This window comes from Streptomyces achromogenes (assembly GCF_030816715.1).
GTDB lineage: Bacteria > Actinomycetota > Actinomycetes > Streptomycetales > Streptomycetaceae > Streptomyces > Streptomyces achromogenes_A.
This window is the reverse complement of the sequence record NZ_JAUSYH010000001.1, coordinates 5280021-5293032: the sequence shown is the minus strand read 5'-3', so window position 1 is coordinate 5293032 and position 13012 is coordinate 5280021. Positions and strand designations below refer to the sequence as shown.

13 protein-coding genes are annotated in these 13012 nt (G+C 73.9%); 3 read left to right on the top strand and 10 right to left on the bottom strand.

Annotation, left to right across the window (positions count from 1 at the left end; all coding sequences use genetic code 11):
* Positions 1–18 precede the first annotated feature (18 nt).
* From QF032_RS23960 to QF032_RS23940, 5 genes are all read right to left on the bottom strand, one after another.
* Positions 19–1248, bottom strand: a complete 1230-nt coding sequence (locus QF032_RS23960) for an RNA polymerase sigma factor (protein WP_307060349.1) — start codon at positions 1246–1248, stop codon at positions 19–21.
* Positions 1249–1499: 251 nt separating this feature from the next.
* Complete coding sequence (locus QF032_RS23955; protein ID WP_057584644.1) at positions 1500–1856, bottom strand: YciI family protein; 357 nt, start codon at positions 1854–1856, stop codon at positions 1500–1502.
* A 91-nt stretch (positions 1857–1947) separates the two neighbouring features.
* Positions 1948–2997, bottom strand: a complete 1050-nt coding sequence (locus tag QF032_RS23950) for an LCP family protein (RefSeq protein ID WP_307057433.1) — start codon at positions 2995–2997, stop codon at positions 1948–1950.
* A gap of 90 nt (positions 2998–3087) precedes the next feature.
* Positions 3088–4512 carry an endo-1,4-beta-xylanase gene (locus tag QF032_RS23945; protein WP_307057431.1) on the bottom strand — a complete coding sequence of 475 codons (1425 nt, stop codon included), beginning with the start codon at positions 4510–4512 and terminating at the stop codon, positions 3088–3090.
* Between the two features lie 82 nt (positions 4513–4594).
* Positions 4595–5659 (bottom strand): LacI family DNA-binding transcriptional regulator, encoded by a 1065-nt coding sequence (locus QF032_RS23940; RefSeq protein ID WP_306949738.1) that lies wholly within the window; start codon positions 5657–5659, stop codon positions 4595–4597.
* A gap of 176 nt (positions 5660–5835) precedes the next feature.
* Between QF032_RS23940 and QF032_RS23935 the strand changes: the two genes are divergently transcribed.
* Both QF032_RS23935 and QF032_RS23930 read left to right on the top strand, forming a co-directional pair.
* Positions 5836–8139, top strand: coding sequence for a beta-xylosidase/alpha-l-arabinosidase (locus QF032_RS23935; protein WP_307057429.1), 2304 nt, complete (start codon positions 5836–5838; stop codon positions 8137–8139).
* A gap of 191 nt (positions 8140–8330) precedes the next feature.
* Positions 8331–9476: a peptidoglycan-binding protein gene (locus tag QF032_RS23930; protein ID WP_307057427.1), complete on the top strand. Its 1146-nt coding sequence runs from the start codon at positions 8331–8333 to the stop codon at positions 9474–9476.
* A gap of 7 nt (positions 9477–9483) precedes the next feature.
* On the opposite strand, the gene QF032_RS23925 is transcribed toward QF032_RS23930, so the two are convergent.
* Genes QF032_RS23925 through tsaB form a run of 4 tightly spaced genes read right to left on the bottom strand, consistent with a single transcriptional unit; the run spans position 9484 to position 12032 of the window.
* Positions 9484–9753, bottom strand: a complete 270-nt coding sequence (locus QF032_RS23925; protein WP_307057425.1) for a hypothetical protein — start codon at positions 9751–9753, stop codon at positions 9484–9486.
* On the bottom strand, positions 9750–10865 hold the full coding sequence (tsaD, locus tag QF032_RS23920) for a tRNA (adenosine(37)-N6)-threonylcarbamoyltransferase complex transferase subunit TsaD (RefSeq protein ID WP_306949742.1): 1116 nt from the start codon (positions 10863–10865) through the stop codon (positions 9750–9752). The genes QF032_RS23925 and tsaD overlap by 4 nt, the downstream gene beginning before the upstream one ends.
* Positions 10858–11382, bottom strand: coding sequence for a ribosomal protein S18-alanine N-acetyltransferase (gene rimI, locus QF032_RS23915; RefSeq protein ID WP_307045318.1), 525 nt, complete (start codon positions 11380–11382; stop codon positions 10858–10860). The genes tsaD and rimI overlap by 8 nt, the downstream gene beginning before the upstream one ends.
* Positions 11379–12032, bottom strand: coding sequence for a tRNA (adenosine(37)-N6)-threonylcarbamoyltransferase complex dimerization subunit type 1 TsaB (tsaB, locus tag QF032_RS23910; RefSeq protein WP_307045317.1), 654 nt, complete (start codon positions 12030–12032; stop codon positions 11379–11381). The genes rimI and tsaB overlap by 4 nt, the downstream gene beginning before the upstream one ends.
* Positions 12033–12186: 154 nt before the next feature.
* Between tsaB and QF032_RS23905 the strand changes: the two genes are divergently transcribed.
* Positions 12187–12732, top strand: coding sequence for a hypothetical protein (locus tag QF032_RS23905; RefSeq protein WP_307057423.1), 546 nt, complete (start codon positions 12187–12189; stop codon positions 12730–12732).
* 43 nt (positions 12733–12775) lie between these two features.
* Here the strand turns inward: QF032_RS23905 and QF032_RS23900 are convergent, their stop codons facing one another.
* A complete protein-coding gene (locus QF032_RS23900) occupies positions 12776–12946 on the bottom strand; it encodes a hypothetical protein (RefSeq protein WP_306949745.1) in 171 nt (56 codons plus the stop codon).
* Positions 12947–13012: the final 66 nt, after the last annotated feature.

Below are 13012 nucleotides of genomic sequence, written 5' to 3'. Positions count from 1 at the left end.
GGGCGGCCCGCGCGGCCGTCAGTCCGGGGCCGCCGCCCTGTGCAGCAGGAGGCGGCGTTCGCGCTCGCTGGCCGTCAGCGCAGCGGCCCGTTCGAACTCGGCGCGGGCCTCCGCGGTGCGGCCGAGGCGGGACAGGAGGTCGGCGCGGACGCTCGGCAGCAAGTGGTACTCCCGCAGGGCGGGTTCGGCCGTCAGGGCGTCGACGATGGCCAGGGCGGCCGCCGGGCCCTCGGTCATCGAGACGGCGACCGCGCGGTTCAACTCGACCACCGGGGAGGGGAACCGGGCCGCCAGCAGCCCGTACAGGGTGGCGATGGCCGCCCAGTCGGTGTCGTCGTACGTGTACGCGTGCGCGTGGCAGGCCGCGATGGCGGCCTGGAGGGCGTACGTGCCCGGGGCCGCCCCCGCCGCCAGGCTCCGGGCCCGGTCGAGGGCGGTGATGCCGCGCGCGATCAGCATGCGGTTCCAGCGCCGGCGGTCCTGGTCCTTCAGCAGGACGGGCGTGCCGTCGGGGGCGGTGCGGGCGGCCGTCCGGGACGCCTGGAACTCCAGCAGCGAGACGAGGCCGTGGACCTCGGGCTCCTTCGGCATCAGCGCCGCCAGCTGCCGGCCCAGCCGCAGGGCGTCCTCGCACAGCGCCGGGCGCAGCCAGTCGTCGCCGGCGGTGGCCGCGTACCCCTCGTTGAAGATCAGGTAGATGACGTCGAGGACGGAACCGAGCCGGGCCTCGCGGTCGGGGCCGTACGGCACCTCGAAGGGGACGTTCCTGGTCGCCAGGGTCTTCTTGGCGCGCACGATCCGCTGGGCGACCGTCGGCTCGGGGAGCAGGAAGGCGCGGGCGATCTCGGATGTGCTCAGGCCGCCCAGCAGACGCAGGGTGAGGGCGACGCGGGCCTCGGCGGAGAGCACCGGATGGCAGGCGGTGAAGACGAGCCGGAGCAGGTCGTCGTCGATGTCGTCGGGGTCGGCGGGCTCGTCGGGCGGGGCGGTCGTGGTCTCCAGGTCGCGGCCGATCTCCTGGAGCTTGCGGGAGTGGGTCTCGCGCCGGCGGATCAGGTCGACGGCACGGCGGCGGGCGGTGGTGGTCAGCCACGCGCCGGGACGGTCCGGCACTCCGTCGCGCGGCCACTGCTCCAGCGCGGCGACCAGGGCGTCCTGCGCCAGTTCCTCGGCGACGCCGACGTCCCGCACGAGTCGGGCGACGGCGGCGATGACCCGGGGCGACTCCAGACGGAAGACGGTCTCGATGGCCGTACGCGCATCCGGAGCGGTACGCGCATCCGGGGCGGTACGGGGATCCGGATGGGCCGTACGGGTGTCCGAGGCGCCGTGCGAAGGCGAGGCGCCGCCGGAATCCGGGGCGTCGCCGGGGGCCGGGGGCGGGCCGGGGCGCGAGGGCGGGCCGGGGTCCGGGGCGGGCTGTCGTTCCACAACTCACCATCGAACACCCGGCGCCCGTTCAGGCCAAAACGCTCAGCCCGAACGCTCAGCCCGCACGCTCAGCCTTCCGCGATCTCCCGCACCTCGCAGGTCACCGTCCAGTGCTCCTCGTGCACCTTCAGGAACCGCTTCGTCCATTCGACGGCCTCGGCCATGTCCTTGCACTGCATGATCGCGTACCCGCCGACGACCTCCTTGGCCTCGGTGAAGGGCCCGTCGGTGAGGGTGATCTTCCCGCCCTCCCAGTGCGCGCGGACGCCCTGCGCGGACGGGGTCAGCCCGGCGGTCTCCAGCATGACGCCGGCCTTGGTGACCTCCTCGATCAGCTCGCCCATCCGCTGCATCAGCTCCGGGCTGGGGCCCTCGGCGGGGGCGGTGGCCTCGTCGATCTTCACGAGCGACAGGTAGCGGGGCATGGTGACTCCTCGGGTGCGGTGAGCCGGGTCCTTCCCGGCCTCTCCCCCCTGCGTCGAACGGCGACGGGCCGGATCGACACCTCACCGGAATTTATTTCAGCGATTTCCACAGCGCGCTCGCCGCCGGCTCCAGCGCGACCACCCGGTTGGGGTCGGAGGGGGCCGGCACGACGGGCATGGTGACCGTCCGGACGTTCCCCGCGGACAGCCCCTTCAGGCTCCGGCCGAGTTCCGTCAGCTCGGCGAGCGAGTCCAGACCGGTGTCGGTGGTGAGGCTGCCGGTGACCGCGTCGGCGACCTCGTACAGCCTGGCGGGGCTGGTGAGGAGGTCGGTGGAGGCGATCTGCTCCAGCAGGGCCTTCACCAGTTTCTGCTGGAGGCCTATGCGGCCGAGGTCGCTGCCGTCGCCGATGCCGTGCCGGGTGCGGGCCAGGGCGAGGGCCCGGGCGCCGTCCAGACGGTGGGTGCCGGCCGCGAGGTGCAGATGGCTGTCGTCGTCGTCGATGTCCTCGTCGGTGGTGACGGTGACCCCGCCGAGCGCGTCCACGAGCTTGGCGAAGCCGGAGAAGTCGACCTCGACGTAGTGGTCCATCCGGACCCCGGTGATCGACTCGACCGTCTTGACGGCGCACACCGGGCCGCCGGCCGCGTAGGCGGTGTTGAACATCGCTCCGTAGGCCGTCGCCGTCGAACCGCCGTCGGGCAGCGGGCAGGAGGGCCGGGTGACGAGGGTGTCGCGCGGGATGCTGACGATCGTGGCCGTCGTGCGGCCGGCGTCGATGTGCACGACCATCGCCGTGTCGGAGCGGGCGCCGGTGCTGTCGCCGCCGCCGAGCGCCTGGTTCGCCGCGCCGCTGCGCGAGTCCGAGCCCAGCACGAGGAGGTTCACGGCCTCGGTGGGCGGCGGGGCGGCGGACGCCGAGGCCGACGGGGTGGTGACCGTCTTCGCCGGGCGGTCGTCGCCCAGCGCGTTGTCGATGTCGACGCTCTTGATGTTGCCGTTGAGGTGCCAGTAGGCCCAGCCCGCCGTCCCGACGCCCACCACCAGGACGGCGGCCAGGGTGAGACCGGCGGCCTTCAGTGCTCTCGACCGCCGGCCCGCTCCGCTGCCGGTTTCGCCGTGCTCCTCGAGTCCCGTCACAGGAGAGAACGTACGTCCGAATTATGAGGATGGTGTGAGGAACGGTTCACGGACGCGCCTTCCGCGGGAGATCTCGCGGTACCGTCCCCGTCACCCCAGCGTCACCGTGGGCGCCGGGTTGCTCCCGCTCCAGTTCGCGTTGAACCCGAAACTCACCGAACCGCCGTCCGGGACTGTCCCGTTGTACGAGGCGTTCGCGCACGACACGGCCGCCCCCGACTGGGTGCACACGGCGTTCCAGGACTGGGTGATCTGCTGGCCCGCGCCGTAGGACCAGGTCACCTTCCAGGACGACAGCGAGGCGCCCGAACAGGAGATCGTCACGTTCCCGGTGAACCCGGTGTTCCACTGGCTGCCCACGCTGTAGGCAGCCGTGCACTTGCCGGTCGGCGTCGGCGTGGTCGTGCCGCCGAGCGCCTCGGAGATGCCGTAGTACGCCGGTTTGGGCGCGTAGTTCGCGTCGTACGGGGTCGCCGCGCCCTGCCCCGGGAAGGTGCTCTCCACCCAGGAGTCGGAGTCGGTGAAGCCCCAGACGGTGAGGTTGACACAGCGCGTGACGGCGGCACAGGCGGCGGTGACGGCCTTGTAGTCGGCCTTCTGCTGCGCGAGCTTGGCGCTGTCGGAGGGCAGGTTCATCCGGATGTCCAGCTCGGTGATCGCCACGTCCACGCCGAGGTCGGCGAATCGCTGGATGTTCTGCTGGAACGTGGACGGCACCTGACCGACGATCAGGTGCGCCTGCAGCCCGACGCCGTCGATCGGGACGCCCCGCTCCTTCAGCGACTTGACCAGGTTGTACAGGGCGGTCGACTTCGCGTTGACGCCCTCGACGTTGTAGTCGTTGACGTAGAGCTTGGCGGCCGGGTCGGCGGCCCGCGCCCGGGTCAGGGCGGTGGCGATGTAGTCGGCGCCGAGGCCGTTGTACCAGAGGGTCGGGCGGTAGGTGCCGTCCTCGTCGAAGGGCTCGTTGACGACGTCCCAGGCGGCGATCCTCCCCTTGTAGCGGCCTACCTCGGTGTCTATGTGGTTCTGCAGCAGGGCGCCGAGCTGCGCGGACGTCCAGCTCCCGTTGGTCAGCCAGTTCGGGTTCTGGCTGTGCCAGACGAGGGTGTGGCCGCGCACCTGCTGGTCGTGGGCCTGGGCGAACGCCACGATCTGGTCCGCCTCGGCCCAGTTGAACACGCCCTGCGTCGGCTCCACCGAACCCCACTTCATGGCGTTGCCCGGGGTCAGCGAGGAGAACTGCGCCCCGGCGATGTCGCCGTAGACACCGGTGAGCTTGGAGCCGGTGACGGCGGTGCCGACGACCTTGCCCTTGGCGGCACCGAGGTCGCGCAGCGGGGTGTCGGCCGCGTGGGAGAGGGGAGCGGCGACGAGCAGGGCCGCCGCGGCGGCGGCGCCGGTGACCAGGGTGGCAAGCCGGGTCCGCAGCGGAAACGGCCCGGGGGAAATTCGGGGAGAAGTCCCGGGAGAAGTCCGGGGGGAAGCCGGGGGAGACGTTCTGGAGGAGCTCATTGCGGGTGCCTCCGAAAGTTTCGGCTGTTCAACCGATTGACTTCGGTGGAGTGTGGAGGCGTCCGGTACACCCGTCAATAGGTCAACTTCCGGCCACGGGCGGCGCACCCGTGCTCGTGCGCACCACGAGGCTGGTGGCGAGCTCCACCCGCGTCGACGTCGGCGCCTCGCGCGAGGGCGACCGGCCCAGTTCGAGGACCAGCCGGGCCGCCGCCTCGGCCATCTCGGTCAGCGGCTGGCGCACCGTCGTCAGCGGCGGGCCGACCCAGCGGGCGACCGGCAGGTCGTCGAAACCGACCACGCTCACGTCCTCGGGGATGCGCAGGCCCAGTTCGCGGGCGGCCTCGTAGAAGCCGAGCGCCTGGAGGTCGTTGCCGGCGAACACGGCGGTGGGCCGGTCCGGGCGGTCGAGCAGCTCACGGCCCAGCCGGTAACCGGTCTCGTGGTGGAAGTCGCCGGTCTTGATCAGCCCCGGCTCGACCGGCAGCCCGGCGGTCTCCAGCGCGGCCCGGTAGCCGTCGATCCGGGCCCGGCTGCACATCATCTGCGGCGGCCCGCTGATCGCCCCGATGCGGCGGTGCCCCAGCTCCACCAGGTGCCGGGTGGCGGCGAGGCCGCCCTGCCAGTTGGTCGCCCCGATGGAGGGCACATCGGCGCCCGGGTCGCCGGCCGGGTCCATCACCACGAACGGGATGGAGCGGCTGGTCAGCAACGCCCGCTGGGACTCGTCGAGCCCGGACAGCACCAGCACCACGCCGTGCGGGCGACGGGCGGCGACCTGGTCGGCCCAGGTCCGCCCGGGGGTGAGCCGTCCGGCGCTCTCGCTGAGGACCACGCTCAGCCCCGCGTCGCGGGCCACGTTCTCCACGCCCCGGATGACCTCCATCGCCCAGGCGCTCTCCAGCTCGTGGAAGACCAGGTCGATGAGGGGGGAACGGGTCGCCTCCGCGCGGCGGCGCCGGTAGCCGTGGGTGCGCAGCAGCTCCTCGACGCGGGTGCGGGTGGCGGGGGCGACGTCGGCACGGCCGTTGAGGACCTTCGAAACAGTCGGTGCCGACACGCCGGCCTCGCGGGCGATCTCCGCGAGCGTCGCGGTCTGCGTCGGCCGCGCTTCTGTCCGCGTTTCTGTGGGCTCCGAGGGTGTCATGGCGGCGATCGTATCGTCACGCGACCTCTTGACGAACCCATGCCGACGCCATAGGTTCCCGGAACATTCGGAATACAGCTCGAAACATTCGACAGGACGCCCGCCCTGCCGGACGCTCCACAGGATTCCAGGATGCACCGCCCCCTGGTGGCTCACCGACCTCTGACAGGAGTTTCATGACCACCGCCCCCTGGCGTGACCCCGCCCTGCCCGCCGCCGCCCGCGTCGACGACCTCCTCGGCCGGATGACGCTCGAGGAGAAGATCGCCCAGTTGTACGGCGTGTGGGTCGGCGCCGCGACGGACGGCGGGGGCGTCGCCCCGCACCAGCACGACATGACCGCCGACTACGACTACGACGAGCTGATCACCCGGGGGCTCGGCCAGCTGACCCGCTCCTTCGGCACCGCACCCGTGGACCCGGCGCTCGGCGCCCGTGCCCTGGCCGGCGCCCAGCGGCAGATCGTCGCCGCCGGCCGCTTCGGCATCCCGGCGGTCGCCCACGAGGAGTGCCTGGCCGGATTCACCGCCTGGCGGGCCACCGCCTACCCGGTCCCCCTGGCCTGGGGCGCGGCCTTCGACCCGCCGCTGGTCGAGGAGGTGGGCCGGGCGATCGGCCGGGACCTGCGCGCGATGGGCGTGCACCAGGGCCTCGCCCCGGTCCTGGACGTCGTCCGCGATCCGCGCTGGGGGCGCGTCGAGGAGACGATCGGCGAGGACCCGTATCTGGTCGGCACGGTCGGCACGGCCTACGTGCGCGGACTGGAGTCCGCCGGGGTCGTCGCCACCCTCAAGCACTTCGCCGGCTACGCCTCCTCGGCGGGCGCGCGCAACCTGGCCCCGGTGCGGGCGGGCACCCGCGAGTTCGCGGACGTCACGCTGCCCCCGTTCGAGATGGCGTTGCGTGAGGGCGGCGCCCGCTCGGTGATGGCGGCCTACACCGAACGCGACGGCGTCCCGGCCTCCGCCGACCCCGAGCTGCTGACCGGCCTGCTCCGGGAGGAGTGGGGCTTCACCGGCACGGTCGTCGCCGACTACTTCGGCATCGGCTTCCTGCAGACCCTGCACCGGGTGGCCGGCACCCCCGCGCAGGCGGCCCGGCTGGCGCTGGACGCCGGCATCGACGTCGAGCTGCCCACCGTGAAGTACTACGGCGAGACGCTGGCCGCCGCCGTGCGGGCGGGCGAGGTGCCGGCGGAGCTGATCGACCGGGCCGCGCGCCGCGTCCTGCTGCAGAAGTGCGATCTGGGCCTGCTCGACGAGGACTGGCAACCGCACGTTCCCGAGTCGGTGGACCTCGACCCGCCCGCGAACCGCGCGCTGGCCCGCCGGCTGGCCGAGGAGTCGGTGGTCCTGCTGGACAACCCCGACGGCCTGCTCCCCCTCTCCCCCGACGCACGGGTGGCCGTGGTCGGGCCGCGGGCGGCGGACGCGCTGGCCATGCTCGGCTGCTACTCCTTCCCGTCCCATGTCCTGCCCCACCACCCCGGGGTGGAGACCGGCATCGACATCCCGACGCTGCTGGAGTCCCTGCGCGCCGAACTCCCCGACGCGAAGGTGACCTTCACGGAGGGCTGCGGGGTCTCGGACCCGGATCCGTCCGGCTTCACGGAGGCCATCACGCGCGCCTCGGAGGCGGACGTCTGCGTGGCCGTCCTCGGCGACCGGGCGGGGCTGTTCGGCCGGGGCACGTCCGGCGAGGGCTGCGACGTCGCCGATCTGAGCCTGCCCGGCGTCCAGGGCGCGCTGCTGGACGCGCTGGTCGCGACGGGCGTCCCGGTCGTCCTCGTGCTGCTCACCGGGCGCCCGTACGCGCTGGGCCGCTGGCACGGGCGGCTGGGAGCCGCCGTCCAGGCGTTCTTCCCCGGCGAGGAGGGCGGTCCGGCGGTGGCCGGAGTGCTGTCGGGCCGGGTGAACCCCTCGGGGCGGCTCCCGGTGAGCGTGCCGCGCGTGCCGGGCGGCCAGCCGTGGACCTACCTCCAGCCGCCGCTCGGCCTGGCGGGCCAGGTCAGCAACCTCGACCCCACCCCGCTGTACCCCTTCGGACACGGACGCTCGTACACGGCGTTCACCTGGGAGGACTTCTCCGGCCCGGACGCGGAGATCGGCACGGACGGCTCGTACGACGTCTCCGTCACCGTCCGCAACACCGGCGACCGGGCGGGCGCGGAGGTCGTCCAGCTGTATCTGCACGACCCGGTGGCCGGGGTGACCCGCCCCGACGTGCGGCTGATCGGCTACCAGCGGCTGGAGCTGGCCGCCGCCGAAACGGCCCGCGTGACCTTCCGCTTCCACACCGACCTCTCCGCCTTCACCGACCGCTCGGGACGGCGGGTGGTCGAACCCGGCGACCTGGAACTGCGGTTGGGTACCTCCAGCGCCGACGTGCGGGCCACGGCACGGCTGCGGCTGACCGGGCCGGTGCGCGAGACGGGGGCGGGACGGCGACTGCGGTGCGAGGCGGAGGTCTCACGCGGCTGAGATGCGCAGCGGGGACGGCGGCGGGTCGGATTCCGCCGGCCCCGCGGCCGCACCCCCGGTGCGCCACGGCTCATCGCCCCGGCGTCCGTGCGGGCGGTGTCCGCTCCGCCGGCCGTGGAACCCGCGTGCGGGGAGATGCTGTGCGCAGGATGTGAATAGGATCTGAAGCCCGGCCCGAGAGGTGCTTCAGGTTGAGTGAACCGCAGCGTGGCGTCTGTCCGTTGTGCGGTGCGCCCCGGGCCGCGGACGGCGCCCCCGCGTGCGTGTGCGCCCGGCTCGCGTCCGACGCCCACCGCAGTGCGCGCACTGCGGAGGCGGCCGCCGCCGAGGACTTCGACCCGGTGCGCATCCGGCCGTTCGTCGTGATCGACGCCGGCCGGGACCCGCAGGACGACACCGGCCGGGACCCGCAGGTCGACGCCCGGCCCGAGGGCGCTGCCACCACCGGCCCCGCACCCGCGCGCGAGCACGGCGAGCCGCCCTCCGCGGAGGAGGCCGACGGGGCACAAGAAGCCGACGAGGCGGACGGGTTCGCGTGGGGCGAGCCCGGTTCAGGCGAGCCCGAGTCAGGGGGGCCCAGGTCAGGCGGGCGCGCGTCGGACGCGCGGGCGTCCGGCGAACCCGAGTCGGGCGGACGGGCGTCAGGCGAAGCCGAGTCGAGCGAGTACACGTCGGGCGGGCGGGTGTCGGCCGGGTACGAGGGGGCCGGCGACTTGGCGGCGGGCCCGGGCGGCGGCGCATCGCGCCCGGGCCGTCGCCGGAGCCCTGTGCGCCTGCTGGTGCTCGCCGCCCTCCTCGCGACCGCCGTGACCGCGGCGGTGCTCGCCGGATTCCTCCTGTACGACGGTCCCACGCGCGACGGCGCGCTCCCCGAGGACGTACGGGCGCCGGTGCCCGACGTGACGTCCGGCGGCGTCACCACGGCCGGAAGAGGGAGCCCGCGTGCCTCGCGGACCCCACCGTCGCCGACCGCCTCCGACTCCCCGGGAACGCCCTCCCCCACTCCGGCACGGCCCACCCGGTCCGCCGCGCCACCCCCGGCTCCGGCTCCGGCTCCGTCCAGGGGGGCCACCGGCACCCCGTCCCCCGGGCCGCGCCCGAGCGCCTCGGCGCCGCCCGTGCTGCGGCTCGGGGACACCGGTCCCGAGGTGGCCGAACTCCAGGCGCGGCTGCGTCGGATCGGCTACCAGGCAGGTCGGGCCGAGGGCGTGTACGACATCGAGGTCGAGAACGCGGTCCGCTCCTACCAGCTCACCCGAGCGGTGGTGCAGGACGAGTCCGGGGTGTACGGCGTCGCGACCCGCACCGCGCTGGAAGCGGAGACGGGCGGTCCCTGACCTTCCCTCAGAGCCGGTCCGGCACCGCCTCGAACCGCCAGCGGTGCACCGCCCTGGCCACCAACTCCCCGGCCGGCTCCGGAAGTTCGGGCAGGTCTGGGTCGTCGTACCCGGCGTCCCACCAGGTGATGACGAGCACCCGGTCCTGCGGAGCCCGGAAGGTCTCGCTGCGCAGGGGCCGCCGCGCGAGCCGCCCCGCCTGTTCCTGCGCCCAGCGCAGCAGTTCCTCGCCCCGGCCGGCCGCCGCCCGGGCCTCCCACATCAGCGCGACGGTCATGAGTACAGGTTGTCCTTGGCGACCTCGTGCACATGGTCGTGGCCGTGACCGTGCCGGTGCCCGGGGTGCCGGCCGGGCACGTGCGGGTCGGTCACCGGCAGCGACGAGTCCGCCGACAGGTCCCAGCCGGACGCGGCCCGGCCCCGGGCGACCATCTCCGCGCCCAGCGCCGCCACCATCGCGCCGTTGTCCGTGCACAGCTTGGGACGCGGCACGCGCAGCCGGACGCCGGCCGCCTCGCAGCGCTCCTGGGCCAGGGCCCGCAGCCGGGAGTTGGCGGCCACACCGCCGCCGATCATCAGGTGGTCGACGCCCTCGTCCTTGCACGCCCGGACGGCCTTGCGGGTCAGCACGTCCACGACCGCCTCCTGGAAGGAGGCCGCGACGTCGCGCACCGGGACCTCCTCGCCCGCCGCCCGCCTGGCCTCGATCCAGCGGGCGACCGACGTCTTCAGACCGGAGAACGAGAAGTCGTACGCCGGGTCGCGCGGGCCGGTCAGTCCACGCGGGAACGCGATCGCCGTCGGGTCGCCCTCACGGGCGTAGCGGTCGATGACCGGGCCGCCGGGGAAGCCCAGGTTCAGCACCCGGGCGATCTTGTCGAAGGCCTCGCCCGCCGCGTCGTCGATGGTCGCGCCCAGCGGACGGACGTCGGAGGTGATGTCGGTGGACAGCAGCAGGGAGGAGTGTCCCCCGGACACCAGCAGCGCCATCGTCGGCTCGGGCAGCGCGCCGTGCTCGAGCTGGTCCACGCAGATGTGCGAGGCGAGGTGGTTGACGCCGTAGAGAGGCTTGCCGAGGGCGTAGGCGTAGGCCTTCGCCGCCGAGACGCCGACCAGCAGCGCGCCGGCGAGCCCCGGACCGGCGGTGACCGCGATGCCGTCGAGGTCCTTCGCGCTCACCCCCGCGTCCTTCAGCGCCCGCTCGATGGTCGGGACCATCGCCTCCAGGTGGGCGCGGGACGCCACCTCGGGCACCACCCCGCCGAAGCGGGCGTGCTCGTCGACGCTGGAGGCGATCGCGTCCGCCAGCAGGGTCGTGCCGCGCACGACGCCGACGCCGGTCTCGTCGCAGGAGGTCTCGATCCCCAGAACGAGGGGTTCGTCAGCCATTGGTCTCGTTTCCCTGTGTTCCCGCTACGGATGTCGATGGGTCGGTGAGGCGCATCACCAGGGCGTCCACGTTGCCCGGCTGGTAGTAGCCGCGCCGGAACCCGATGGCCTCGAACCCGAAGCGCTCGTAGAGCTTCTGGGCGCGGACGTTGTCGATGCGGCACTCGAGCAGGACCTCGGCGCACTCGAAGGCGGTCGCCGCGCTCAGCAGCTCCGTCAGCAGCCGGCCGCCGAGGCCGGTGCCCCAGTGGTCGCGGGCGACGGCGATGGTCTGGACGTCGGCGACGTCCCCGGCGGCGGCCAGACCCGCGTACCCGACGATCCGGTCGTCCGCGGCCGGGTCGACGGCGACGAGGTAGCGCCGGGTCGCCTCCGGGCCGCGGGCGTGGGCCAGGTCGGACCAGAACATGCCCCGGGACCAGGCGTCCTCGGGGAAGAGGTCCTTCTCGAGTTCGAGCACGCGCTCGATGTCCCACCAGCGCATCTCGCGCAGCACGAGGTCGACGGATTCGGTCACTTGGGGGTGACCACCTTGTAGTTCTTGGGGACCTGGGCGTCCGGCCGGCGCAGGTACAGGGGCCGTGGCGCGGGCAGTTCCCCGCCCGCCGCCAGCCGCTCCGCCGCGAGACTCGCGAGCGCCGCCGCGGAGACGTGCTCGGGTTCGTGCGCGCGGGGGAAGGCGTCCGGGTAGAGCAGCGCGCCCGCGCCGACGGCGGGCAGCCCGGCCACCTCGTCGGCGATGTCGGCGGGTCGGTCCACGGCGGGGCCGGACACCCGGGTGCGGGAGTCGGCGTAGCGCGCCCAGTAGACCTCCTTGCGGCGGGCGTCGGTCGCCACCACGAAGGGGCCTTCGAGGTCGGAGGCGTAGGCGAGGCCGTCGAGGGTGCACAGGCCGTGCACGGGGACGCCGAGCGCGAGCCCGAAGGTCTCGGCGGTCATCAGACCGACTCTCAGCCCCGTGTAGGGGCCGGGTCCGACGCCGACGACGATGCCGGTGACGGCGTCGAGCCCGAGCCCGGCGTCGGCGAGCAGCCGGTCGACGGCCGGGAGCAGCAGCTCGCCGTGCCGGCGCGCGTCCACCTGACTCGAGGAGGCGACGACGTCGGTGCCGTCGTGCAGGGCGACGGTGACGGCGGGGGTGGCGGTATCCAGAGCGAGCAAGAGCACGCAAACAGCCTACGGCTCCCGTGCCCCCGCCACCGCCGCCCCGGTCGCGGCCGTGACGGCTGCTAACGTCGCCGCGAAACATGACGTACATCACGTACGGGACAGAACGCCGAAGACGCCCGGAACGGGCGCAGGACGGACGAGGTGGTCACCGGTGCCCAGCAGCAGCTCGACTTTCGTGGCCGGGCTCACCGCGGCCGCCCTGGCGACGGTCGGGTTCCTCGCGTTCCAGGCGTCGGCGAACGTGCCCGACGATCTGGCCGAGCCGCGACGCGGCGCGCCCGCGACGCCGGCGGAGGCCCCCGGGAGCGTGGCCTCGACGGCGCTGCCGGAGAGCTCCGGCGCGGGCGAGCGGGTGGTGTACGCGCTGATCGCCGACCGGGTGTGGCTGGTCGGCGCGGACGGTCGCGTCAACCGCACGTTCAAGGTCGCCCCCGGCAGTGTGGACCCGCTGCCGGGCAGCTACTCGGTCGGTTCCCGTTCGGGCGCGATCACCGGCACCGACGGCACCCCGATCGAGCACGTCGTGCGGTTCGCCGAGGTGGACGGCGTGGCGATCGGCTTCAGCGCGGCCCTGGACGGCTCGCTGACGAAGCCCGACCCGAGGGTGCGGACGGGCGGCATCCGGGAGACCGTCGCGGACGGCGACGCGATGTGGGCGTTCGCGACGATCGGCCGACGGGTCGACGTGGTCCGGTAGTCCTCGCGTCCGGATCGGCCCGCGTTGCGCCGTCCGTGACGCGTCAGGCCGCCCGGGGGCGTCGGGCCGGCTTCTTCGCCAGTGCGGCGTCGGGCAGCCGCGGAGGCGTCGAGACGGCTTCGGCGGCCGCGCACGAGGCCAGCAGGTCGCGCATGGACACGGCGGCGGGCGCGAGGGGACGCGGCGGCCGGGGAGGGGGCTCGGTGGCCGGCATGGACGCCTCCTGAGGTTCGGGGGCGGGCGTAGTTAGGTAGACCTAACTACGAACTTGATACCATGT

What these genes read in the sequence shown, in the direction of transcription:
- QF032_RS23955 (WP_057584644.1), bottom strand. Translation starts at nt 1,856, where the DNA reads ATGCCCCGCTACCTGTCGCTCGTGAAGATCGACGAGGCCACCGCCCCC.
- QF032_RS23945 (WP_307057431.1), bottom strand. Translation starts at nt 4,512, where the DNA reads ATGAGCTCCTCCAGAACGTCTCCCCCGGCTTCCCCCCGGACTTCTCCC.
- QF032_RS23940 (WP_306949738.1), bottom strand. Translation starts at nt 5,659, where the DNA reads ATGACACCCTCGGAGCCCACAGAAACGCGGACAGAAGCGCGGCCGACG.
- QF032_RS23935 (WP_307057429.1), top strand. Translation starts at nt 5,836, where the DNA reads ATGACCACCGCCCCCTGGCGTGACCCCGCCCTGCCCGCCGCCGCCCGC.
- QF032_RS23925 (WP_307057425.1), bottom strand. Translation starts at nt 9,753, where the DNA reads ATGACCGTCGCGCTGATGTGGGAGGCCCGGGCGGCGGCCGGCCGGGGC.
- tsaD (WP_306949742.1), bottom strand. Translation starts at nt 10,865, where the DNA reads ATGGCTGACGAACCCCTCGTTCTGGGGATCGAGACCTCCTGCGACGAG.
- QF032_RS23900 (WP_306949745.1), bottom strand. Translation starts at nt 12,946, where the DNA reads ATGCCGGCCACCGAGCCCCCTCCCCGGCCGCCGCGTCCCCTCGCGCCC.